Consider the following 24,395-nt stretch of genomic DNA (forward strand, 5'->3'; position numbering starts at 1 on the left):
CTGTCCCTGCCGGGATGGAGGTCCGGATATACCGGTTTAAGGCATTTTCAGGGTTTTGGAAACCAGGCCGGCAGCGCAAGGGGGAACCAATCACTATGTTGGGATTTAACGATATATTAGGACATGAACAGATAAAGGAACATTTCCGCAGCGCAGTGCAGACAGGGAAGGTTTCCCATGCTTATATACTGAGCGGCGAGGCCGGAATGGGAAGGAAATCCCTGGCCAATGCATTTGCCCTCAGCCTGCTGTGCGAGAGGGGGATGGCGGAGCCCTGTATGCAGTGCCATGCCTGTAAGCAGGTACTTTCGGGAAACCACCCGGATCTTATTTACGTGACACATGAAAAGCCCGCCAGCATCGGAGTGGACGATATAAGGGAGCAGATTAACGATACCATCCAGGTACGTCCCTACAGCAGTTATTATAAGATATATATAGTGGATGAGGCGGAGAAGATGACCGTACAGGCACAGAACGCCCTCCTTAAGACCATTGAAGAGCCCCCTGCTTATGCGGTTATCCTGTTTTTGACCACGAATCAGGACGCGTTCCTGCCCACCATCCTGTCAAGGTGTGTACAGCTTAAGCTGAAACCCTTAAAGGATTCCGTTGTAAAGGAATACCTGGTACAGTCTCTGGGAGAAAATGAAAGCAAGGCTGATATCTACGCTGCCTTTGCCAGGGGCAATCTGGGCAAAGCTATCCATCTGGCCCGGTCAGAGGAGTTTGGGGTGATGTACAGGGAGATGCTCCATCTCCTGAAGCACATCAAGGATACGGACATATCGGAGCTTTTAGACTACATCCGCAAGGTTAAGGAGGAGAACCTGGATATCCGGGAATGCCTGGACTTTATGCAGATGTGGTACAGGGATATTCTGATGTATAAAACCACAAAGGATATTAACCTGCTGATATTCAAGGATGAATTCTCTGCCGTTAAGAGTGTCAGCACCACAAGCGGCTATGACGGTCTGGAGAAAATTCTGGAAGCCATTGACAAGGCCAGAATCAGGCTGTACGCCAACGTGAACACCGAACTGGTCATGGAGCTGATGCTTCTAACCATGAAGGAGAATTAGGACGTGTCAGGGCTGCAAGAGAAGGAGAACACAGAATGATTACAGTAATCGGGGTGCGCTTCCGCACCGCAGGAAAGATATATTATTTCGACCCCGCAGGCCGCCGGATTAAGACAGGCGACCACGTCATCGTGGAGACGGCCAGGGGTATTGAGTACGGGTATGTGGTCCTGGGGAACCGGGAAGTGGATGAATCCAAGGTGGTTCCGCCCTTAAAATCAGTCATCCGCATGGCGACGGATGAGGATGAGGCGGCAGAGGCCAGGAACAAGCAGAAGGAAAGGGATGCCTTTAAAATCTGCCAGGAAAAAATCAAAAAGCATCATTTGGATATGAAGCTCATTGACGCCGAATACACATTTGACAACAACAAGGTCCTGTTTTACTTTACTGCCGACGGCAGAATCGATTTCAGGGAGCTGGTTAAGGACCTGGCCAGCGTGTTTAAGACCAGGATTGAGCTGCGCCAGGTAGGCGTCAGGGACGAGACTAAAATTATGGGAGGCATCGGCATCTGCGGAAGGGCGCTGTGCTGCCATTCCTATCTGTCCGAGTTCATTCCTGTGTCCATCAAGATGGCAAAGGAACAGAACCTGTCCCTGAATCCCACCAAGATATCAGGTGTGTGCGGACGCCTTATGTGCTGCCTTAAGAATGAAGAGGAAACATACGAGGTCTTAAACAGCAAGCTTCCCAATCCGGGAGATTATGTGACCACAAGCGACGGGTTAAAGGGCGAGGTTCACAGCGTCAACGTGCTGCGCCAGCAGGTTAAGGTGATTGTGACCGTGGAGCGGGACGAGAAAGAAATCAGGGAATACAAGGTGGACCAGCTCAAGTTCAAGCCCAGGAAAAAGAAGGGCAAAGGCGGCGGGGAAAAGCACGGAGGCGACACGCCGGACGCAGAGCTTAAACAGCTGGAAGCCCTTGAGAAGAAGGAAGGAAAGTCGAAGCTGGATGACAACTGATACAGTTACGGTGAAACACACTTGGCGTCAGGAAGGAACCATCATGCTGCGGGACGACGAGCGGATCGATGATTTGCAGCGCAATAATTATGGAATCATCCAGAGGAAGGGCGCATTCTGCTTTGGCATGGATGCCGTCCTTCTGTCCGGCTTTGCCGTTGTGAAAAAAGGGGAGAAGGTGCTGGACCTGGGAACAGGCACAGGCATCATTCCCATTCTTCTGACCGCTAAGTCTGAGGGAAGCCACTTTACCGGTCTGGAGATACAGGAAGAGTCAGCGGACATGGCCAGGCGGAGTGTGGCATATAATCATCTGGAAGGCAAGGTGGACATCGTCACCGGCGATATAGTGGAGGCCACCAGGTTATTTGCCCTGGCTTCTTTTGATGTAGTAACCACCAATCCCCCCTATATGAATGAATCCCATGGCCTTAAGAATCCGGGGGATGCCAAAGCCATTGCCCGCCATGAGGTGAAATGTACGCTGGAGGATGTGGTGAGGGAGGGCACCCGGGTACTGAAGCCGGGAGGCCGTTTCTGCATGGTCCACAGGCCCAGACGGCTGATTGAAATTATCACCGTCATGAAGCGCCATGGCCTGGAGCCAAAGCGCATGAAGATGGTCCATCCTTATGCGGACCGGGAGGCCAACATGGTGCTTATAGAGGCCGTGAGGGGAGGCGGTCCTCTCCTTAAGATGGAAGCTCCGGTCATTGTCTTTGACCAGAATGGGGAGTATTCCCGGGAGATACGGACCACCTACGGATATTGACGGATTATACGACTTATGATAGCAGGCGTCCAAAGGACAGACGCTTAAGCGCTCAATGGACAGAAGGGAGAGGCTCATGGCAGGAATACTATATCTCTGCGCCACGCCAATCGGCAATCTGGAGGATATCACCTTCAGGGTACTCAGGACATTAAAGGAAGTGGATTTGATTGCGGCAGAGGATACGCGCCACAGCATCAAGCTTCTGAATCATTTTGATATAAAAACGCCCATGACCAGCTACCACGAGTATAACAAGGTGGACAAGGCCAGATACCTGGTGGGCCGGCTGGAGGAAGGGGTGAACATAGCCCTGATTACGGACGCCGGGACCCCCGGTATATCGGATCCGGGAGAGGAGCTGGTAAGGCAGTGCTATGAGGCGGGAATCCAGGTCACCTCCCTTCCTGGCCCGGCAGCGTGTATCACGGCCCTCACCATGTCGGGGCTTTCCACCAGGAGATTCTGCTTTGAGGCGTTTCTGCCCTCTGAGAAGGGGGATAAGAAGGAGCGGGCCAGAATCCTGGAGGAGCTTAAGAAGGAGACCAGGACCATTATCGTGTATGAGGCGCCCCACCACCTGGTGAGGACACTTGAAGATTTATATGAGGCTCTTGGGGACAGGAACATAACCATATGCAGGGAGCTTACGAAAAAATATGAGACAGCTTACAGGACCACATTCCGGGAAGCACTGGAACGCTGCCATGAGGAGGAGCCTAAAGGAGAGTGTGTCATAGTAATAGAAGGAAAGCCTCTGGAGGAGCTGCGAAAGGAGCAGATAAGCCGCTGGGAAGAGATGGAAATTCAGGAACATCTGGCCTGCTATACGGACCAGGGCATGGATAGGAAGGAAGCTATGAAGGCGGTGGCAAAGGACCGGGGAATCACAAAGCGGGATGTGTACCGGCAGCTTCTGTGATTGGACGCATAAGATTATAGAAAGAACCTGCGGCTTACATGCCTTCTGATATTGAGAGGGAGCCGCAGGTTCTCTCTATGTACGAGTTTTGGTTACTCGGTAACATTAAGGCCTGCTAATTTAGCCAGCGCGACAACGGACTGACGGGATACTTTCTTGCCTTCATATTCCAGCAAATCGTCAGTGCTTCCGGTGAAAATGTCAGCACATTCTGCCTTCTTCAGGATAATACAGTCATCCTGAACCGTAATTTCAAGACCATCTTTCACATCCAAATCAAGGCTTCTTCTTAATTCGATGGGAAGGGTGATTCTGCCGAGTTCATCCAATTTACGGATAACACCTGTAGTTTTCATGGTTAATACCCCCTTGTAAAATATATTCGCCCCATTTGTACAAATTTAACTTACCAAATTCAGGAAGCAAAGTCAATATATGTAAATGTCAGATTTGGTAAGAAATGTAAGAGAACAGTAAAGTTAACAAAAAGCGACAAAAATATTTCTTGACAAATACTTACGTTTCCTGTAGTATTACTTTGATGTTCAAAGTATTTCCTCTGAGCAAGCAAAAGAAGGAAGGCATGAGTCCGCTGATTGCTGATGGATTCGGGAGGGTAAGAAAAATGACAACGAGAATCGTAGGAACCGGTTCATATGTACCGGAGCAGATTGTGACCAATGACGACCTTGCACAGATTGTGGAGACCAACGACGAGTGGATCCGCAGCCGAACGGGGATAGGGGCGAGAAGGATTGCCACCAACGAAGGTACCTCCTATATGGCGGCTGAAGCCTCAGTTAATGCGCTGGAGAATGCAGGTGTAAAACCTGAGGAAATAGACCTTATACTGCTGGCCACCTCATCGCCGGATTACTGTTTTCCCAATGGGGCATGTGAGGTGCAGGGCAGGATAGGCGCGAAAAACGCAGCCTGCTGTGACATAAGCGCGGCCTGCACCGGTTTTGTCTATGCGCTGAATACAGCTCATGCGTTTATAAGCAGCGGCATCTATAAGACAGCCCTTGTGATTGGTGCAGACGTACTCAGCAAGCTGATTGACTGGACGGACCGGGGAACCTGTGTGTTATTTGGAGACGGCGCAGGCGCAGTGGTGGTAAAAGCCGATGGAACCGGTATCCTGGGGATGAACATGCACTCAGACGGAACAAAAGGCGGATCGCTGACCTGCGGTTCCAGGACCAATGGCAATTTCCTTCTGGGCAAGAAGCCGGAGCTGGGATATATGACCATGGACGGCCAGGAGGTATTCAAATTTGCGGTGAAAAAAGTACCCCAATGCATAACCGAGGTGCTGGAAGACACAGGAGTGAAGGCGGAGGACGTCAGGTACTTTGCAATCCATCAGGCCAATTACCGGATCATTGAATCCATAGCAAAACGCCTGAAGGTAAATGTGGACCGTTTCCCGGTCAACATGGAACACTATGGCAATACATCAGGGGCATCGGTTCCCATCCTGTTAGATGAGATGAACCGGAAGGGAATGCTGTCAGCCGGAGATAAAGTGGTGCTGTCCGGATTCGGTGCGGGCCTTACCTGGGGTGCGGCCCTGTTAGAGTGGTAAAAATAAAATTATAATATAAATTAAGAAAATGTAAAAGGAGAACAACAACCATGTTAGAGAAAATGAAAGAAATTATTGCAGAGCAGTTAAGCGTAGAGGCAGACTCTGTTACAGAGGCTTCCTCCTTCAAAGAAGATTTAGGCGTTGATTCCTTAGACCTGTTCGAGCTGGTTATGGCTCTTGAGGATGAGTACTCCGTAGAGATTCCTGCTGAGGACTTAGAGCAGTTAACCACTGTCGGAGAGGTTATGAACTACTTAAAAGCCAAGGGCGTAGAGGCATAAATAGCAGATGGGGTTTGACAACGGCGTGTGGATGATATTGAAGCACGCTGTTACTTTAATAGGGGAGAGCCCAGGAAATGTAGAACTGGAGGTAGAACAATGAACACAAGAATTACAGAAATGTTAGGAATTGAATATCCTATTATTCAGGGCGGCATGGCCTGGGTAGCAGAACACAATCTGGCAGCAGCCGTATCAGAGGCAGGCGGTTTCGGACTGATTGGCGGTGCCAACGCACCTGGAGAAGTGGTGCGCGACGAGATTCGCAAGGCCAGGGAGCTGACAGATAAGCCTTTTGGCGTCAATGTCATGCTGCTGAGCCCCCATGCGGATGACGTGGCAAAGGTGGTTGTGGAGGAAGGCATAAAGGTGGTTACCACCGGTGCCGGAAACCCCGAAAAGTATATGGAAATGTGGAAGGCAGCGGGCATCAGGGTGATTCCCGTGGTTGCAAGCGTGGCTCTGGCCCGCCGTATGGAGAAGTATGGGGCGGACGCAGTGGTGGCTGAGGGCATGGAGTCCGGCGGCCATATAGGAGAGCAGACCACCATGACTCTGGTTCCCCAGGTGGCGGACGCTGTTTCCATCCCGGTTATCGCGGCAGGCGGTATCGGAGACGGAAGAGGAATGGCCGCAGCCTTTATGCTGGGTGCTGAGGCAGTACAGATGGGAACCAGGTTCGTGGTTGCCAAAGAGTCCATTGTACATGAAAATTATAAGCAGCGCATTATCAAGGCCAAGGACATTGATTCCACGGTTACAGGACGCAGCCACGGCCATCCTGTAAGAGGACTCAGGAACCAGATGACCAGGGAATACATCAAGCTGGAGCAGGAGGGCAAGTCCTTTGAGGAGCTGGAGTACCTGACTCTGGGAACCCTGCGCAAGGCAGTCATGGAAGGCGATGTAAACAGGGGAACCGTTATGGCCGGACAGATTGCAGGTATGATATCCAAGGAGCAGACCTGCAAGGAGATGATTGAGGAAATCATGGCGCAGGCAGGAAAGCTGATGGGCTGGAACTAGAGAATTGGGACAGGATTTAGGATAAGGAGATTACAGGTATGAGCAAGATTGCATTTATTTTCCCTGGACAGGGAGCCCAGGCCTGCGGAATGGGTAAGGATTTCTATGAGCAGACTGAGACCGGAAAACGAATCTTTGACAAGGCAACGGAGTTAATGGGATTTTCCATGCCGGAGCTGTGTTTTGAGGAAAATGACAGGCTGGATATCACGGAATACACCCAGGCAGCCATGGTAACCGCCAGCATCGCCATGATGCGTGTTTTGGAAGAGAAGGGAATCAAGCCGGATGTGGCGGCGGGACTCAGCCTTGGAGAATACTGCGCCCTGGCAGCTGCCGGAGTCATGAGTGATGAGGATGCCATCCGGACAGTCCGCCAGAGGGGAATTCTCATGCAGGAGGCCGTACCTGTGGGCGAGGGGGCCATGGCAGCCATCCTGGCCCTGGACGCGGCAGCGATTGAAGAAGTGACAGGAGCCATGGAAGGCGTGTGGATTGCCAATTATAACTGTCCGGGACAGATTGTGATTTCCGGTGAGAAGGCAGCTGTGGAAGAAGCGTGTGAGAAGTTAAAGGCAGCCGGAGCAAAGAGGGCAGTGATGTTAAATGTCAGCGGACCCTTCCATTCCGGTATGCTGACAGCCGCAGGCGAAAAGCTGGGCCAGGTCCTTTCCCAGGTGGAGCTTCATGAGCCGCAGATTCCTTATGTGGCCAATGTGACGGCACAGTATGTAAAGAGCGCCGGAGAGGTGAAGGAACTGCTTACAAGGCAGGTTTCATCCTCAGTCAGATGGCAGCAGAGCGTGGAGGCCATGATTGGGGACGGCGTGGACACCTTCATCGAGATTGGCCCCGGTAAGACCCTGGCCGGTTTCATGAGGAAGATAAGCCGGGACGTGAAGACCCTCAATGTGGAAAAGTTAGAAGATATCGGTAAAGTAGCGGAAACACTTAAATCATAAGCAGGAGGAGAGACCATATGCTGGAAGGAAAGATTGCACTGGTAACAGGCGCAAGCCGCGGAATCGGCCGTCAGATTGCCCTTACACTGGGCCGGGAAGGCGCAGCCGTAATCGTAAATTATAATGGCTCTGCGGCAAAGGCAGAGGAAGTAGTGAAGGAAATCGAAGCAGCAGGAGGCAGGGCAGAGGCGGTTCAGTGCAATGTTTCCGATTTTGAGAGCTGCGGCAGGATGATGGCGGACGTGGTTTCCAGGTATGGCCGTCTGGATATCCTGGTGAACAATGCGGGAATCACCAGGGACAACCTGCTCATGAAGATGTCAGAGGAAGATTTCGACGCTGTCATCAGCACTAACCTGAAGGGCGTATTTAACTGCATCAAGCACATTTCCCGCCAGATGTTAAAGCAGAAGGCAGGAAGAATCATCAACATCTCCTCCGTATCAGGGGTTCTGGGCAACGCGGGCCAGGCCAATTACTGCGCGGCCAAGGCCGGCGTCATCGGCATCACCAAATCAGCTGCCAGAGAGCTGGCCAGCAGGGGAATCACGGTGAATGCAGTGGCTCCTGGTTTCATTGCCACGGAGATGACCGATGTTCTCAGTGACAGCGTAAAGGCAGCTGCCACGGAGCAGATTCCAATGAAACATTTCGGAGGCACTGAAGACATTGCAGAGGCAGTTGCTTTCCTGGCTTCCGATAAGGCAGGATATATCACAGGCCAGGTCTTAAGCGTAGACGGCGGAATGGCCATGTAGGATGACCTGGAATATTTTCCCAGGCTGAAAAAGAACAGGAGTGAGATTAGTATGAAAACAAGAGTAGTAGTAACCGGCATGGGCGCCATTACTCCCATTGGAAATGATGTGGAGAGCTTCTGGCAGGGACTTAAGGATAAGACAGTTGGAATCGGACCCATTACTTATTTTGACACAACCGATTATAAGTGCAAGCTGGCCGCAGAGGTAAAGGGATTTGACCCCAAACAGTACATGGATGCCAAGGCAGCCCGCCGTATGGAGGCATTTTCACAGTTTGCGGTGGCTGCATCCAAGGAAGCCCTGGAGCAGTCCGGCATTGATATGGAGAAGGAGGATCCCTACCGCGTAGGCGTGTGCGTGGGATCCGGCATCGGCTCTCTCCAGGCCATGGAAAAGGATGTGAAGAAGCTTAACGAGAAGGGACCCAGCCGTGTGAATCCCCTTCTGGTACCTCTTATGATAAGCAACATGGCCGCAGGCAATGTTGCCATCCAGTTCGGACTTAAGGGAAAATGCTTCAACGTTGTAACTGCATGCGCAACCGGAACTCATTCCATCGGTGAGGCATTCCGAACCATTCAGTACGGCGAGGCGGATGTAATGGTGGCCGGCGGAGCAGAGGCCAGCATTACCCCAATCGGCATTGCGGGCTTTACATCTCTTACAGCCCTGAACACCACAGAGGACGCTTCCAGGGCATCCATCCCCTTTGACGAGGACAGAAATGGTTTTGTTATGGGCGAGGGAGCCGGCGTGGTAGTACTGGAGTCCCTGGAACACGCAAAGGCCAGAGGAGCCAATATTCTGGCAGAGGTAGTGGGATACGGCGCCACCTGTGACGCATTCCACATCACTTCCCCGGCAGAGGACGGAAGCGGCGCAGCCCGTGCCATGGAGAACGCCATGGAGGATGCAGGCATCACGGCAGAGGATATTGACTATGTCAATGCCCACGGCACCAGCACCCATCACAATGATTTGTTTGAGACAAAGGCCATTAAGCTGGCTTTGGGAGACCATGCGGGAAAGGTGAAGATTAACTCCACCAAATCCATGATTGGCCATCTCCTGGGAGCAGCAGGCGGCGTGGAGTTTATCACCTGTGTGAAGTCCATCCAGGACGGATTTGTCCATGCCACAGCAGGACTTAAGAAGCCGGGAGAGGGCTGCGACCTGGATTACACCATGGGAGACGGCGTATCCATGAACGTGGATGTGGCCATCAGCAATTCCCTGGGATTTGGCGGACATAATGCCAGCCTGATTGTGAAAAAGTTCAGCGAATAATAGGAGGCCATGAGCTATGAACGTAGATGAAATCATAAAATTGATGCAGGCAGTTTCTGACAACGGGCTGACCAGCCTGGAGTTAAAGGAAGGGGAGCTTAAGCTTTCCCTGAAGCGTGAAAAAGAGATGCCTCAGATTGTGACGGTAAGCGCCCCGTCCGCAGACGCGCCGCCCATGCAGATGGCAGCTGTGCAGAACGGCCTGGCAGGCCCGTCCATGATGTCCCCGGCCATGATGCCCCAGGGCGTGATGACGCCTCAGGCAGCCCGGGATACGGCTTCCGGCGCTGATATCGGTTCAGACAAGGTAGTTACCTCCCCCTTAGTGGGAACCTTCTACAATGCCTCCTCACCGGATGCAGCACCCTTTGTACAGGCGGGAGATACCGTGAAAAAGGGCCAGGTACTGGGAATTATCGAAGCCATGAAGCTGATGAATGAGATTGAGAGCGAATACGACGGCGTAGTGGAAGCTGTCCTTGTGAACAACGAGGAAGTGGTGGAATACGGCCAGCCATTGTTCCGCATCAAATAACATCAAAAGACGGAGGGATTTAAGGATATGTTGATGGGAGTTAGAGAAATCCAGGAAATCATACCGCACAGGCATCCTTTCCTGCTGGTGGACTGTATCGAGGAGCTGGAACCGGGCGTGCGCGCCGTTGGCTATAAATGCGTGACCTATGATGAGTCATTTTTCAAGGGACACTTTCCCCAGGAGCCGGTCATGCCGGGCGTGCTGCTGATTGAGGCCCTGGCCCAGACAGGGGCAGTCGCCATTCTGTCCCAGGAAGGGTTCAAGGGAAAGGTGGCTTATTTTGGCGGCATCGAAAAGGCCAAGTTCAAACGCAAGGTAGTGCCGGGCGACAAGGTAAAGCTGGAATGCGAAATCATCAAGCAGAAGGGACCGGTTGGCGTGGGCAAGGCCACCGCAACGGTTGACGGAAAGCTGGCGGTGAGCGCAGAGCTTACATTCATGGTAGGTTAGGGAATCGAGGGAGAATGCCGATGTTTAACAAGATTTTGATTGCCAATAGAGGTGAGATTGCGGTCCGCGTTATCCGGGCCTGCCGTGAGATGGGAATTCAGACCGTGGCCGTATATTCCGAGGCTGACAGGGACTGTCTTCACACCATGCTGGCTGACGAGGCCATCTGTATCGGGCCGGCGCCGTCCACGGACAGTTATCTGAATATTGAGAGGATTCTGGCTGCCACGGTGGCCATGAAGGCGGACGCCATCCATCCGGGATTCGGCTTCCTGTCTGAGAATGCCAGGTTTGCCAAGCTGTGCGCCGAGTGCAATATTGCGTTTATCGGACCCAGCGCGGAAATCATCAATAAGATGGGCAATAAATCCGAAGCCCGAAAGACCATGATGGAAGCCGGGGTGCCTGTGGTGCCTGGCAGCAGGGAACCGGTGCACACGGCTGAGGACGGTCTGGCTATGGCAAAAGAAACCGGCTTCCCGGTGATGATTAAGGCATCATCCGGCGGCGGCGGTAAGGGCATGAGGATTTCCAGGAGCCAGGAGGACTTTACGGAGCTGTTCAACGCGGCTCAGATGGAATCGGTGAAGGGATTTTCCGACGACACCATGTATATTGAGAAATACATTGAAAAGCCAAGGCATGTGGAATTCCAAATCATGGCCGACAAGCACGGCAATGTGGTACATCTGGGAGAGCGTGACTGCTCCATCCAGAGACGCCACCAGAAGGTGCTGGAGGAAGCCCCCTGTGATGTGATTTCCCCCGGCCTGCGAAAAGCCATGGGCGACACCGCTGTAAAGGCAGCCAAGGCAGTGGGATATGAGAACGCGGGAACCATTGAATTCCTTCTGGATAAGGATAAGAACTTCTATTTCATGGAGATGAATACCAGGATTCAGGTTGAGCATCCTGTTACTGAGATGGTCACGGGAATGGACCTGATTAAGGAGCAAATCCGGGTGGCGGCAGGGGAACCCTTAAGCGTCAGCCAGGAGGATGTGAGAATTGAAGGCCATGCCATTGAGTGCCGTATCAATGCAGAGAATCCGGCTAAGAACTTCATGCCCTGTCCGGGACGCATCACCAATGTACACATTCCCGGAGGCAACGGAGTCCGTGTGGACACCCATATTTACAATGATTATAAGGTGCCTGCAAACTATGACTCCATGCTGATGAAGCTGATAGTGTATGACAAGGACCGGGAGGCAGCCATCTCCAAGATGCGCAGCGCCCTGGGCGAGGTAATCATAGAGGGAATTGAGACAAATATCAACTTCCAGTACGAAATCCTGGAAAATGACGCATTCCAGCAGGGAGATACAGATACCAGCTTTATTGAGAAGCATTTCCCGGACTATGTGCGGTGATTTTGGTCCCCTGGCGGAAAGGAAACTTCGACGATACTAAGCCCGAAAAGACCTCGCTAAGTATCGCTAAGTGCTCAATGCAGAAAGGAAATCGCTATGTTGCGGAACATGTTCAAAAAAACGTATACGAAAATAGATACGAAATATAAGCCCCAGGCCGGTTCCGGACAGGAGCCGGCAATCCCGGAAGGATTATGGCGCAAATGTAACAAGTGCGGGCAGCCAATCTATGTGGAAGACGTAAAGAACAATTACTACGTATGTCCAAAGTGCAACGGCTATTTCCGTGTTCATGCATACCGCCGTATCGAGATGCTGGCGGATGAGGGAACCTTTGAAGAGTGGAACAAGGAAATGCCTTTCTCCAACCCCCTGAACTTTCCGGGATATGAGAAAAAGGTTCTGGCTGCCAGGGAAAAGAGCCGCCTCAACGAGGCCATTGTCACCGGCAAATGCAGAATTGACGGAAATCCTGCTGTAGTCGGCGTCTGCGATGCCCGTTTTATCATGAGCAGCATGGGCCATGTGGTGGGTGAGAAAATCACCGACGCCATAGAGCGCGCCACCAGGGAAAAACTGCCGGTTATCCTCTTTGCCTGCTCAGGCGGAGCCAGGATGCAGGAGGGCATCGTATCCCTGATGCAGATGGCCAAGACCTCCGCTGCCTTAAAGCGCCATCACGAGGCAGGGCAGCTGTTTATCAGCGTACTTACGGACCCTACCACAGGAGGTGTCACGGCCAGCTTTGCCATGCTGGGCGATATCATATTGGCAGAGCCTCACGCGCTGATTGGCTTTGCGGGTCCCAGGGTCATTGAGCAGACCATTGGGCAGAAGCTGCCGGAAGGGTTCCAGCGTTCTGAATTCCTTCTGGAACATGGATTTGTGGATAAGATTGTGGAGCGGAAGGACCAGAAAAGGGTCATTGGACAGATTCTGTATATGCACCGCAGCCACAAGATGAATATAGAGTTAAAGAATCCGGTGGAGACAGCCGGGACTTTTGTGGATAAACCATCTAAGTCACAGGCGGATGGTGGAAAAACTGCCTGGGATACGGTCCTTCTCTCCAGGAAGTCCGACCGTCCCGTTGCCACGGATTATATCAACGCCCTGTTTGATGAATTTATCGAATTACACGGGGACCGGTATTTTAAGGATGACGGCGCCATTGTGGGCGGCGTTGCCATGTTCCACGGCATGCCTGTGACGGTCATCGGACAGCAGAAGGGCAAGAACACCAAGGACAACATCATCCGCAACTTCGGAATGCCGTCCCCTGACGGCTACCGCAAGGCGCTGCGTCTGATGAAGCAGGCAGAAACCTTTGGACGTCCGGTCATCTGCTTTGTGGATACGCCGGGAGCTTTCTGCGGACTGGAGGCGGAGGAGAGGGGACAGGGCGAGGCCATTGCCAGGAACCTCTTCGAGATATCCGACCTCAAGGTGCCGGTGCTCTCCATTGTAATCGGAGAGGGCGGAAGCGGCGGCGCATTGGCCATGGCTGTGGCCGACGAGGTGTGGATGCTGGAAAATGCCATTTACTCCATCCTTTCACCGGAGGGATTTGCCTCCATTCTGTATAAGGACAGCAAGAAGGCGCCGGATGCCGCCAAGGTCATGAAGGTGACGGCTAAGGACCTTTTACAGCTTAAGCTGATTGAACGTATCGTGCCTGAGGAAGAACCAGCATGCACGGATAATCTCTACCGTCTCGCTGAATATATGGACAGCGCCATGGCAGAGTTCTTTAAAACGTATCTCGCCATGAGCGATGAGGAGCTTAGGGAGCACAGGTACCAGAGATTTAGGAGAATGTAATGAGTGAGTTAAAACCATTGGTAATCGGTGATTTAGTAGTTGAAAAACCAATCATCCAGGGAGGAATGGGCGTGGGCATCAGCCTGCACAGGCTGGCCGGAGCCGTGGCAAAGGCCGGCGGCATGGGCATCATATCTGCCGCCCAGATTGGTTTCAGGGAGCCGGATTTCACCACCAATTTCGTGGAAGCAAACCTAAGGTCCATCCGCAGGGAGATGAAGCTGGCCAGGGAAATCGCACCCCAGGGAGCGATTGGTTTCAACATCATGGTGGCTACCAAGCACTATGACATGTGGGTTAAGGAGGCTGTGAAGGCAGGCGCCGACATCATCATATCAGGTGCCGGACTTCCTGTATCCCTGCCTGAATACGTGGAAGCTGCCTATGCTGAGATGGAGGAAAAGCCGGCCCGCAGGATTAAGCTGGCGCCCATTGTGTCGTCCGCCAAGTCGGCCATGGTCATCTGCAAGATGTGGGACAGAAAATGCCACATTGCCCCTGATCTGGTTGTGGTGGAAGGACCGCTGGCCGGAGGCCATCTGGGATTCTCACCGGACCAGTTATCCGCCTATGGCGCAGACACCGCCGATGTGCCGGCCACCTATGACCGGGATGCCTATGACAGGGAAGTAAAGGCTGTCATAAAGGTAGTGGAGGAATATGGAGCCAAGTACGGCAGGCATATACCTGTGGTCACTGCAGGCGGCATCTACACCCACGAGGACGTGATGCACCAGCTTGAACTGGGAGCTGACGGCGTCCAGGTTGCCACCAGGTTTGTGACGACCGAGGAGTGTGATGCCTCTGACGCCTATAAGCAGGCTTATATAAATGCCGGCAAGGAAGATATTGTCATCACCCAGAGTCCTGTGGGCATGCCTGGAAGGGCAATCTTAAATCCTTTCTTAAGCCAGATAAAGGGCGGCGGCAGGCCGGCTATCAAGTCCTGTTTCCAGTGTCTTGAGCACTGTGACATCAGGACCATTCCCTATTGCATTACCATGGCGCTGGTAAATGCGGCAGAGGGGGATACAGACCATGGCCTTTTATTCTGCGGAAGCAATGCTTACCGTGCGGAGAAAATTGATACTGTGGATAACGTCATGAAGGAATTAACAGGAGAGCTGGCTTAATGCCGGCTCTTTTTTCCTTATTTTACAAGGAATTTCCGCTGCCGGGAACAGCCGGACAACCCTTATCCCCAGATAATTAACAAAGATATCCACAAGATATCCACATTATCCACCACCGGATATCCGGAGCTGTGCCATGGCCATTCTATCTGTCATTTTTATTACGGTTCTCTTTCATTTTCCCTCTGCCCATTGACCCTCAAAAGGGAAGATCTTAAAATGTAGCTATGAAGAAACTGAATGAAACAGAGGGGGTGAAGATGGAAAAAGCGTTGGCGGAGAAAACAGGGGGGTATCTCATAGGCGACGTTGCCCATATGGTTGGCCTGAGCAGGGATGCCCTGCGTTTTTATGAGAAAAAGGGAATCATCCATGCAGATAAGAAGGAAAACGGATACAGATATTATTCAGAGGCCGATATCTACAGATTGATGTATATACTTTATCACAGAAAGATGAATACCAGCCTGGAAGAGATAGGGGGCCTTATGAGCGGGCAGAACTCCACATCCGCTATGAGACAGCATGTCAGGCAGCGCATGGCCGAGGAGGAGGAAGCCCTCAGGCGGCACAACCAGGCAATTATGAGGCTTAAGCTGTTTGAAAAGGATATAAGCCGCATAGAGGCGTGCATGGGCAGGTATTCCATAAGGAAATTCCCCAAAGCATATGTGATTGCCAACTGTTCTGACCTGCAGGAGGGGTTAGGAACGTGGTTTAAGCTGTCCTCTACCATTCCGGGACTGGATATGGCTTATTTTTATAATGTACTCACCTACACGGGACAGGATCTGGAAGAAAAAGAAACCCAGCTTCTGCTCTATGAGGGACTGGAGAAGGGGCTGGGCCAGGAGTTTAACCGGAGTCTGTATTCTATGACGGAGGAGCCGGAATGTATCTATACCATTATTGAATCAGAGTATACTCATCCGGATTTTGACATGATTCACAAGATGGTCCAGTGGGCCCATAAACATGGCCTGGAGCCCATGGAGCGCGTATACGCCAATGATATGACTTCCTTTTTCGCAAAGGACAAGACTACGTACTGTCTGGAAATCTACATGCCTTTTAAGAGGATTGCGTCGCCGGTATGATACTGGTAAGGGTTCTTGCCCGTATCTTTATCCTTACCCGTTATCAGCCAGTGTTTCCTTGCCGCTGTTCTCATCCTCCTTGTGAACGCCGAAGTTCTGTATGAAGTCAATCATAAAGGAGGATACGATCACTGTTATAAGTGAGTATACGATACGTACTGCCGGGATATACGACAGGGACAGCACCAGCACGGATACGTCCGTCAGCAGGTATGCCCTGGATATACGGCAGCCCGTTACCTTGGAGATGACCAGGGCCAGGGCATCGTCCCCGGCGCAGGAAGCTCCCTGGCGGACCACAAGGCCGCAGCCGGTACCGATGAAGCATCCGCCTGCCAGAGCCGCCAGAAGGGGGTAATCAGCCAGACTTGGAAGTACCGGGGGAAACAGTTCCCAGAGCCGGAAGAATCCGGCCATACATAAGGTTGCAAAGACGGAGGTCTTAAGGAATTCCCTGCCCAGGAAACGAAAGCCCAGGGCATAGCTTAAGGCGTCCAGCACAGGTGACAGTATGGAAGATGACATGCCAAACCAGAAATGAAAGAGCAGAATCAATCCCAGAATACCTCCCTCCGTTATATCCGCCTGCTGGTGGATATTGTAAATGCCAAAGGTGGTAATGGCTGTACCCAGGATGATGGATAACACAGTCTTTGGGTGAAAGGTTAAGGATAATTCCTGTACAGCGCGGCAAGCCAGCTTCTTCAGCTGCTTCATAATAAAACGTCCTTTCTGTAAATGGGTTATAAAACCGGTTAGGGGCGGTCCGGGAATCCAAGGGATTCCGGGCCGCCCTGTTATGCTGTAGTACCAGTATACCTCATGTACCCCGGGGGCTGTCAAGTGGGGACTTCACAGACCGTTATCAGTCCAGCTTTTCCGTGCCGGAATCCACGATTCTGCCCTTGCTGTCTGTCTTGTAGTACTGTATGGGCATATGCCACTGGACCGGGAATAGAATGGAATAAGAATGCCATGAAACAGGCGGAGAAACATGCTGAATTATCTATGGGCAGGAATGACACTGACGGGAATACTCTGGGGGGCGCTTCACGGTCAGATGACGGCTGTGACCGATGGGGCAATCCAGGCATCAAAGGAGGCGGTGACTCTGTGCATCACCATGCTGGGCGTCATGACCCTGTGGACCGGGGTGCTGGAGATCGGACACCGCTCCGGGTTGGTGGAACAGCTGGCAAGAAGAATGGGACCGGTACTCACCTTCCTTTTTCCAAGGCTGGACCCGGACGGAGAGGCAAGGAAGCAGATAAGCGTCAATATGATTGCAAACATATTGGGCCTGGGGTGGGCCGCAACGCCGGCCGGCTTAAAGGCCATGGAGGAGCTGAAAAAGGTGGAGGAGGAGCGCAGGAAGGGAGGTGCGGCCGGGCAGAAAGATACGGCCGGGCGGGAGGGGACTGCCAGCAATGAGATGTGTACATTTCTCATTATCAACATATCCTCCCTGCAGCTTATACCCATGAACATGATTGCATACCGGAGCCAGTACGGAAGCGTGAATCCTACTGCCATTGTAGGTCCGGCCCTGGCGGCTACCTTTATCAGCACAGTGGTTGCGGTGATATTCTGCAGGGTTATGGACCGGTAGGTGCGGGCGGTGCATTGAAGTATGACGAAAGAAACGCTATACTGGATACAACAGATGAAGGGAGGCTGTGGGAACGGCTCTATGGGAAGCCATATCCCCACAGCCTGTATGATGGACATCAACGAAAATCCAATTCCCATTCCCCGACCACCGCCGCTGCACTTTTGCTGATTTAATAATGTATTACGTTGTCCGAATTCTGAATTGCCGCAATTATTTTCTGTGCTTCTGCTGAAGTAAAGTAATTCCAGGTTGTATCCGGAACTATCTTTTTTAAATCTTCCCATTGCATATTTTTTATATACTGACGCACTGTTGATGCACTGATAATTGTTCCTTCCTTTTCTTTTCTCGGTACCACAATGCAGTCAATATCTTTTTTCTTCAGTTCTTCCATCATAATCCGGTTATAAATCCCCGTCACCTGACTGAAAGGTTCTTCACCCACATATCTGCGACAGATCTGCAGTTCCCGGGCTATCTGAAAAAACACTGCCAAATCAAGTCTGGCATGACCTTCCATAACCGTTTCCTCATCCTTTAGAAAATAACTTGGAAACGTAGCGTTGCTGATGATATACGGACCGCTTTCATGCACCACTACATTTGGAAGATGCGCCACACCCTCCTGCACCAGTTTCTTCCGAACCGCAAACGGTACCAAACTTGCATCTTCACTGACTACAAACAAATGCACAATATCATTTTCTTCTGCCGCTTTTTCCACCAGATATTGATGTCCCAGCGTAAAAGGATTGGCATTCATCACAATCGCTGCTGCTTTTTTGCTCTCAAAGACAGGTTTTTCCAACTTTTTTAAATAATCACGAAATCCCGTCCGACGGTTTTCCATAAATACAACACGGTTGTCTGCCCTTGCAATCTCATAAAAACCAAGATCCCCGAAAAATTTTGCTGAATCACATTTCGTATAAAGAAACAGATGATAATTTCCCCGTTCGAACTGAATCTGAATCAAATGACTCACCACCTGGTTCAGCAGTCCTTCTCCCTGATGAGCTTTGCTGACTGCAAAACAACGTAAGGTATTTCCAAAGCAGCTTCCTGTTGCAACAGGATTATAGTCGTCATCATATAAACAACATGTATAATCCAGATTTTTATCCAAAGTAATTCCTTCATTTTCCAGTAACACTTTTACCTGTTTTATCCCCCGATGGTCATTTGGATAAATCTGTGAAATCACAAATCCCATAATCTATTGCTCCTTTAAGAAATACAAAAAGTATGTAAAGGCCAGCAGGTCCGCGCTTCCTCCGGGCGAAAGATTTTTACTGATAAATGCCCTGTCAAGAATCTCCAGCATATCTTCCTCCGGATAAGGATTTCTTTCCAGAATTTCTTTTATTTCTTCTGTCACCTGAAGCTGAGTTTCCCGATTGCTTCGTGCAATCAGATTTGTATCTACCGTAGATACCATCAATGCCAACAAAGCTATGCACCCTGCCTGTTCCAGAGATAAACCTTTTTTCAGTCCTCTTTCCAGAGCCGGTAATCCAGCCTCCATAACTGCCGGAAACCCTTTTTCCGCTTGACCGCGGATTCCTGTGATTCCATATTTTACATACAGTTTTTCTCCTGTTGTTCCGGCATTTTCTTCTGTCACTCCCCGAAAATCATGTTCAACAATTCCTTTTGTCATCGCTGCACATTCCCCCAATACAACTTTGACATTTTTCCATTTTTCCCGGGGAAGACGACCAAGAGCACCACAAAGTATTCCAATAGAAAACAACGCACCTTTATGTGTATTTACACCATTTGTAGCCTGATTCATATCATAACCAGCAATTTTTCCTGCCCAGCGCAGTCTGCGAAAAGTTTCTTTTGGAGGTTCCTGGGCTGTTTCCATTCCCATCTGTGCACACTTCTGAAAATAAGGCCATAAAGAAACTGTACTGGACATAAAAGTAAAGCAGTCCATATCTTTATGACTTCCACTGTTTCTCCGATCCACAAGCCCCGGTTTCGGAGTAGTGCACACTTCATACAACAGGCTTCTGCAAGCCAGTTCTGCAATCTTCCGGCTATCCTGCTCCTGAAATTCCTTCAGCAGGAGTTCCTTTGTGGTCTGCTCAAGCTCTGCAACAGAATGGGTTCTGTTTCTGGCACATTCCTTTGCCGGGTTACCACAGAGCAGACAGGTTCTCGGACTTTCGCCGATTTCCATACGCTCTATATGATTGCCATTTTCATCAAGAACATCCATATCAAAGAGACGCCCAACCGACAGATTATTTTCTATTTCCACTGTTATTTTTTTTATCTCCACAGCATTGCCTTTTACACAATAATAACATACATTTCCCGTATTTTCGGAATAACATTCCTGATGCAGACATTCTATTCCTGCACTTACAAGCTGATGTCTTAAAATATCACAGCCATATTCAAACGCCCGGTATATTAACCTGTTATTTTTAACCGGTCCGGCAATATTCATAGTAAAGCAGATTAGAACAGAAGCATATTTCTGCTGCAAAGACAGCTGACGATGCACACGCAATTCTCTTGCATCCAGCATTTCCATTAGTGAAACTTCTTTTCCTGTCATTTTGTCGTCTCCTTTTTCACATTGTTTCCGGTTTCTTATTTAGAGGGTCCGATAGGAGGACGGACCACTCTGCTTTTTGTAACAGATACGATTTAAATTATTCTGCAAATTCAAATGGTTTGATCTGGCGAACCACATCCATAATTGTGCCGTCACGTGCTTCAATTATACCTACTACACGGTCTGCAAACTGAACCTTTTCCGGTTCTCCGACAATAGAATATGCGATGTCGCGCAATTCTTCGATCGTCTTTAACGGAATACAATCTGCTGCCTTCAACGCTTCCAGAAGGTCCGGTCTGCGCGGATTAACAGCCACACCATAATCTGTAACCACAATATCAATGCTTTCTCCCGGTGTTGTAACAGTGGTAACATCAGAACAGATTGCCGGGATTCTTCCCTGCAGAAGCGGAGCAAGTACAATCGTACATTTTGCTCCGGCAGCTGTATCCGGATGTCCTCCCTGTGCTCCTGTAATGACACCGTCAGACCCTACTACTACATTACAGTTAAAGTTTACATCCACTTCCAGTGCCGCCAGAATTACATAATCCAGTTTATTAACAAAAGAACCTTTGTTGAACGGATTTGCATACGCTCCCGCACTGATTCTGAAATGATTCGGATTCTTCACATTTTTGATCGCATCCAGGTCGAAATCCTGTGTATCCAGCAGACAGCGAACCATACCGCGTTCCAGAAGATCACACATAGGTTTTGTCAGACCGCCTACACCAAAGCCCATCTTGATTCCACGATCTTCCATTATTTTGGTAAGAGAAATCGTAGAAGCAATCGAAGCACCGCCTACACCTGTCTGATAGGAAAAACCATCTTTAAAATAAGGAGTATTGGCAACTACCTGTGTACAGTATTCCGCCATCAGAAGCTTTCTCTGATCTGTTGTCGGTTTTGCCGCTCCTGTTGCAATTTTTGCAGGGTCACCGATTTCATCAACAACACATACATAATCCACTCTCTGCATCGGTATATGTGCCGGATAATTCGGAAACGGCACAAGACAGTCCGTAATCGCAACTACTTTATCTGCATGGTTTCCATCAACATGAGAATAAGAAAGAACACCACAGTCTGCTTTACCGCCGATACCACGACAGTTTCCATAATCGTCGCAGGTCGGTGTACCGATAAATGCAATATCAATGTGCGCTTCACCTGTAATTACGGCTCTTACACGACCGCCATGAGAACGCATGATTGCAAGACCTTTCAGTTTTCCCTGTGAAATAGCTTCACCGATCGCACCACGCACACCTGATGATTCAATATTGGTAACCGTTCCGTCTTCAATCATCGGAACAAGCGGAGCGTGCGCTTTTCCAAGAGAGCTCGCACAAATAGTAATGTCTTTCAGTCCCATTTTATGAATTTCTTCCATTACCATATTTACAACTTTATCTCCATCTCTGAAATGATGATGGAAGCTGACTGTCATTCCATCATGTGCTCCACATTTTACAAGAACATCATGAATGGAATCTGCCAGTTTACTCTCGGTGTTATTCATAATCGGTTTTACATTAGAACCTACTTTTTTAAATTCCACACCATCTTTATAATGATTGCCCTGGAATACTTCTTTTCCGGTAATTTTCAGAATTTGTTCCGGAATGTCTCTTCCTACTGCATTAATCATTTTACTGCACCTCCTTATACACGCCGGATGCCTTAGCCAGCTCCAGTGTACGTTTTGCACCATCATAAAATGCAATATCGATCATCTTGCCGTCTACGGTAAACACCCCGATGCCCTGTGCCTTCTTGGTTTCAATTTCATTAACAACCTTCTGTGCAAAGGTTATGTCTTTCTGAGATGGTGTAAAAATTTCATGTACAATATTGATCTGACGTGGATTAATAATAGATTTTCCATCAAAGCCCATTAAGTGAATTCCTTCTACATCTTTACGGAAACCTTCCATATTATCCAGATCTGTGTAAACAGTGTCAAAGCACTGTACGCCGGCAGCTCTCGCAGAAATCACCATCTGAGAACGGGCTCCCATCAGCTCAATTCCGGTACCTGTAATGTTGGTCTGAAGATCTTTTGTATAATCTCCGCCGGAAAGCGCAATACCAAACAATCTTTCAGAAGCAGTACAGATATCATAGGATTTCAGAACACCTTTTGCGGATTCAATAGCAGCCATGATCAAAACGCTTCCTTCCGGACGATCAAATTCCTTTTCAGCGGCTACAATCGCCTTTTCCACTGCTGCCACATCTTCCGGACATTCAGTTTTCGGAATACGAATGGAATCACAGCCACCTGCCACTGCACAGCGGATATCCTCTCTCCAGAGTTCTGTATCGAGACCGTTAATACGGACAACTCTTTCACATCCATGATAGTCCAGTGTTTTCAGCGCATGGTACAGGGAAAATCTTGCTGCGTCTTTCTGATTTTCTGCTACTGCATCTTCCAGATCCAGCATAATGGAATCCGGTTTATAAATATACGGGTCTTTAATCAGACCTGGTTTCTGAGCATTTAAGAACATCATGGTTCTTCTCAGACGTTTTTTATTTGGACAATTCATCTGATCGCACCTCCCCATGGCAAATCCTTAAACTGCTGCATAGAACGATATACAGCACCCTCAATACGGGCTTTGATGGTACAGTCTAATGCACCCTTGTCCACAATTTTGATTTTCACACTGTCAATATCAAGATTTTTTAATGTTTCCATTGTAACTTTTTTAATCTGATTTCCATACTGGTTCAGCACAGAACTTTCCAGTTCAAACTCGATACTGCCGTTTCCAGCCTCTACAGTAACCTGACAGTCACTGGATTCCAATGTTCCGGCTATTGCCGGCCTGATAATTTCCATGATAAAATCTCCTTTTCTTAATAAAACAGTCCGCCCAGATTAAAGAGGCCAAGAGCTGATAAAACAACATTCAGCAATACGTTTCCAACTGAAAGAAGAAACAGCTGTTTAAACATTTTGTTCAGCTCGTCATTTGTTGTTTCTTTTGCTGCAGAATAGGAAGACATGATAATCGCACCGCCTGTTGATAATGGGCTGATTGCTGCTGCAAAGGAAGTCGCTACAATTGCGGAAATCAATTCCACATAGTTTACACTGCCTGCAAAAGAGGCTGCTACATCTGCTGCGATCGGGAACAATGCCGGCATAACCACACCTGTTGTAGAACTTACCCAGGATAAAATACCGGAAGTTGCAGAAAGGATCGGAGTTGCTGTTTTTTCATTCATCATTCCTGTCAGGAAATTTGAAATCAGTTCGATACCGCCAAGTGTGTTGATTACATTGATCAGTGTACCTACGCCACAGATAAATACCAGTGTTCCCCATGGAATGCTCTTAATGGCTTTCTTTTCATCTGCACATCCCAGAAGAATCAGTACTGCAGCTACAACAAAGGCAAAAAGACCTGTATCTAATTTAAATCCGATACAGCAAACTACCATAACAATAATGCCGATAATGGTATATCTCTGTTCACGATTAAATTTAGGAATTTCAGAAAGCTTCAGAGGGTTGTCTGCTTTTACTTTATAACCTTTAAATGCCACATATAAAATCAAAGTAAAGATAAAACCGGAAATCAGTGTACTCAGAAACAGGTGCAGGCCAAATCCGGAATATCCTAACGGATCAGAAAGACTTTTTGCAAGAACACCAGTCAAAGACAACGGTGATGCACATCCTGCATTCGCACCCAGTTTTGCATACAACGCAGTAGCAATTGGATTGATTTTCATTTCAAATGCAAGATACATTGCAAATGTAGTCATTAGGATTCCGGCTGCAATATGTCCCGGTCCGATTGCGGAAATAAAAGCGGACAGTACAAACATAAGGATTGGAATCAATACGGTTTTTTTTCCTACAAGTGCTACAATTTTCTTTGAAAACAGTTCCAGCGTTCCATTATTCGACGCCATACCAAACAAAAAGGTGACACCAACAAGTGTTACAAACATAGAACTGCTGAAACCATTAGAGATTTCTTTTGCACTCATATCACCTATGGTACCTAAAATAAATGCTACCCCTAAAGAAAGAAAACCCAGATTAACTTTTTTAATAAATCCAATAGCAACAACCATCACCAATACGATCAAACTAATAATTGCAAGATTCATG

At 49.3% G+C, this 24,395-nt stretch carries 25 protein-coding genes; 17 read left to right on the plus strand and 8 right to left on the minus strand.

Features of this window, described 5'->3' with window-relative positions:
• The first annotated feature begins 95 nt into the window (after positions 1–95).
• The 4 genes from holB (at position 96) to rsmI (ending at position 3,747) form a co-directional block, all read left to right on the plus strand.
• On the plus strand, positions 96–1,085 hold the full coding sequence (gene holB, locus G614_RS0111510) for a DNA polymerase III subunit delta' (protein ID WP_027642061.1): 990 nt from the start codon (positions 96–98) through the stop codon (positions 1,083–1,085).
• A 35-nt stretch (positions 1,086–1,120) separates the two neighbouring features.
• Entirely contained in the window at positions 1,121–2,053 is a 933-nt protein-coding gene (locus G614_RS0111515) for a PSP1 domain-containing protein (protein WP_027642062.1), read from the plus strand.
• A complete protein-coding gene (locus tag G614_RS0111520) occupies positions 2,043–2,825 on the plus strand; it encodes a tRNA1(Val) (adenine(37)-N6)-methyltransferase (RefSeq protein WP_044917632.1) in 783 nt (260 codons plus the stop codon). Before G614_RS0111515 ends, G614_RS0111520 begins: the two co-directional genes overlap by 11 nt.
• A gap of 76 nt (positions 2,826–2,901) precedes the next feature.
• Positions 2,902–3,747: a 16S rRNA (cytidine(1402)-2'-O)-methyltransferase gene (gene rsmI, locus G614_RS0111525; protein WP_027642064.1), complete on the plus strand. Its 846-nt coding sequence runs from the start codon at positions 2,902–2,904 to the stop codon at positions 3,745–3,747.
• Positions 3,748–3,839: 92 nt separating this feature from the next.
• Here the strand turns inward: rsmI and G614_RS0111530 are convergent, their stop codons facing one another.
• On the minus strand, positions 3,840–4,103 hold the full coding sequence (locus tag G614_RS0111530; RefSeq protein ID WP_002565794.1) for an AbrB/MazE/SpoVT family DNA-binding domain-containing protein: 264 nt from the start codon (positions 4,101–4,103) through the stop codon (positions 3,840–3,842).
• Positions 4,104–4,372: 269 nt separating this feature from the next.
• On the opposite strand from G614_RS0111530, the gene G614_RS0111535 reads away from it, so the two are divergent.
• The 12 genes from G614_RS0111535 (at position 4,373) to G614_RS0111595 (ending at position 16,067) form a co-directional block, all read left to right on the plus strand.
• Entirely contained in the window at positions 4,373–5,335 is a 963-nt protein-coding gene (locus tag G614_RS0111535; protein WP_044917635.1) for a beta-ketoacyl-ACP synthase III, read from the plus strand.
• A gap of 50 nt (positions 5,336–5,385) precedes the next feature.
• Complete coding sequence (acpP, locus tag G614_RS0111540) at positions 5,386–5,619, plus strand: acyl carrier protein (protein ID WP_027642066.1); 234 nt, start codon at positions 5,386–5,388, stop codon at positions 5,617–5,619.
• A 99-nt stretch (positions 5,620–5,718) separates the two neighbouring features.
• Complete coding sequence (fabK, locus tag G614_RS0111545; protein ID WP_027642067.1) at positions 5,719–6,645, plus strand: enoyl-[acyl-carrier-protein] reductase FabK; 927 nt, start codon at positions 5,719–5,721, stop codon at positions 6,643–6,645.
• 38 nt (positions 6,646–6,683) lie between these two features.
• Positions 6,684–7,607 (plus strand): ACP S-malonyltransferase, encoded by a 924-nt coding sequence (gene fabD, locus G614_RS0111550; RefSeq protein WP_027642068.1) that lies wholly within the window; start codon positions 6,684–6,686, stop codon positions 7,605–7,607.
• A 17-nt stretch (positions 7,608–7,624) separates the two neighbouring features.
• A complete protein-coding gene (gene fabG, locus G614_RS0111555; RefSeq protein WP_027642069.1) occupies positions 7,625–8,365 on the plus strand; it encodes a 3-oxoacyl-[acyl-carrier-protein] reductase in 741 nt (246 codons plus the stop codon).
• A gap of 51 nt (positions 8,366–8,416) precedes the next feature.
• Entirely contained in the window at positions 8,417–9,655 is a 1,239-nt protein-coding gene (gene fabF / locus G614_RS0111560; RefSeq protein WP_027642070.1) for a beta-ketoacyl-ACP synthase II, read from the plus strand.
• Between the two features lie 16 nt (positions 9,656–9,671).
• The gene (accB, locus tag G614_RS0111565; protein ID WP_027642071.1) at positions 9,672–10,190 is read left to right on the plus strand and encodes an acetyl-CoA carboxylase biotin carboxyl carrier protein; all 519 of its coding nucleotides are present in this window, start codon (positions 9,672–9,674) and stop codon (positions 10,188–10,190) included.
• 27 nt (positions 10,191–10,217) lie between these two features.
• The gene (gene fabZ, locus G614_RS0111570) at positions 10,218–10,643 is read left to right on the plus strand and encodes a 3-hydroxyacyl-ACP dehydratase FabZ (RefSeq protein ID WP_027642072.1); all 426 of its coding nucleotides are present in this window, start codon (positions 10,218–10,220) and stop codon (positions 10,641–10,643) included.
• A 20-nt stretch (positions 10,644–10,663) separates the two neighbouring features.
• Positions 10,664–12,016, plus strand: a complete 1,353-nt coding sequence (locus G614_RS0111575) for an acetyl-CoA carboxylase biotin carboxylase subunit (RefSeq protein WP_027642073.1) — start codon at positions 10,664–10,666, stop codon at positions 12,014–12,016.
• Between the two features lie 96 nt (positions 12,017–12,112).
• Positions 12,113–13,837: an acetyl-CoA carboxylase carboxyl transferase subunit gene (locus tag G614_RS0111580; protein ID WP_027642074.1), complete on the plus strand. Its 1,725-nt coding sequence runs from the start codon at positions 12,113–12,115 to the stop codon at positions 13,835–13,837.
• Complete coding sequence (locus G614_RS0111585) at positions 13,837–14,970, plus strand: NAD(P)H-dependent flavin oxidoreductase (protein WP_027642075.1); 1,134 nt, start codon at positions 13,837–13,839, stop codon at positions 14,968–14,970. The genes G614_RS0111580 and G614_RS0111585 overlap by 1 nt, the downstream gene beginning before the upstream one ends.
• A gap of 260 nt (positions 14,971–15,230) precedes the next feature.
• Positions 15,231–16,067: a MerR family transcriptional regulator gene (locus G614_RS0111595; protein WP_027642076.1), complete on the plus strand. Its 837-nt coding sequence runs from the start codon at positions 15,231–15,233 to the stop codon at positions 16,065–16,067.
• A 33-nt stretch (positions 16,068–16,100) separates the two neighbouring features.
• Here G614_RS0111595 and G614_RS0111600 read toward each other — a convergent pair whose 3' ends face one another.
• Entirely contained in the window at positions 16,101–16,784 is a 684-nt protein-coding gene (locus tag G614_RS0111600) for a YitT family protein (protein ID WP_027642077.1), read from the minus strand.
• A 277-nt stretch (positions 16,785–17,061) separates the two neighbouring features.
• On the opposite strand from G614_RS0111600, the gene G614_RS0111605 reads away from it, so the two are divergent.
• Positions 17,062–17,676, plus strand: coding sequence for a nucleoside recognition protein (locus G614_RS0111605; protein ID WP_027642078.1), 615 nt, complete (start codon positions 17,062–17,064; stop codon positions 17,674–17,676).
• A 172-nt stretch (positions 17,677–17,848) separates the two neighbouring features.
• On the opposite strand, the gene citC is transcribed toward G614_RS0111605, so the two are convergent.
• From citC to G614_RS0111635, 6 genes are all read right to left on the minus strand, one after another.
• Complete coding sequence (gene citC / locus G614_RS0111610; protein WP_027642079.1) at positions 17,849–18,892, minus strand: [citrate (pro-3S)-lyase] ligase; 1,044 nt, start codon at positions 18,890–18,892, stop codon at positions 17,849–17,851.
• Positions 18,893–18,895: 3 nt separating this feature from the next.
• Entirely contained in the window at positions 18,896–20,251 is a 1,356-nt protein-coding gene (gene citG, locus G614_RS0111615; protein WP_027642080.1) for a triphosphoribosyl-dephospho-CoA synthase CitG, read from the minus strand.
• 97 nt (positions 20,252–20,348) lie between these two features.
• The gene (gene citF, locus G614_RS0111620) at positions 20,349–21,911 is read right to left on the minus strand and encodes a citrate lyase subunit alpha (RefSeq protein ID WP_027642081.1); all 1,563 of its coding nucleotides are present in this window, start codon (positions 21,909–21,911) and stop codon (positions 20,349–20,351) included.
• 1 nt (position 21,912) lies between these two features.
• Positions 21,913–22,815, minus strand: coding sequence for an aldolase/citrate lyase family protein (locus G614_RS0111625; protein ID WP_027642082.1), 903 nt, complete (start codon positions 22,813–22,815; stop codon positions 21,913–21,915).
• A complete protein-coding gene (citD, locus tag G614_RS0111630; RefSeq protein WP_022202151.1) occupies positions 22,812–23,111 on the minus strand; it encodes a citrate lyase acyl carrier protein in 300 nt (99 codons plus the stop codon). The genes G614_RS0111625 and citD overlap by 4 nt, the downstream gene beginning before the upstream one ends.
• A gap of 17 nt (positions 23,112–23,128) precedes the next feature.
• Positions 23,129–24,394 (minus strand): SLC13 family permease, encoded by a 1,266-nt coding sequence (locus tag G614_RS0111635; RefSeq protein WP_022202150.1) that lies wholly within the window; start codon positions 24,392–24,394, stop codon positions 23,129–23,131.
• Between the last annotated feature and the right edge of the window lies 1 nt (position 24,395).

The organism is [Clostridium] clostridioforme AGR2157 (assembly GCF_000424325.1).
In the GTDB taxonomy this organism is placed as follows: Bacteria; Bacillota; Clostridia; order Lachnospirales; family Lachnospiraceae; genus Enterocloster; species Enterocloster clostridioformis_A.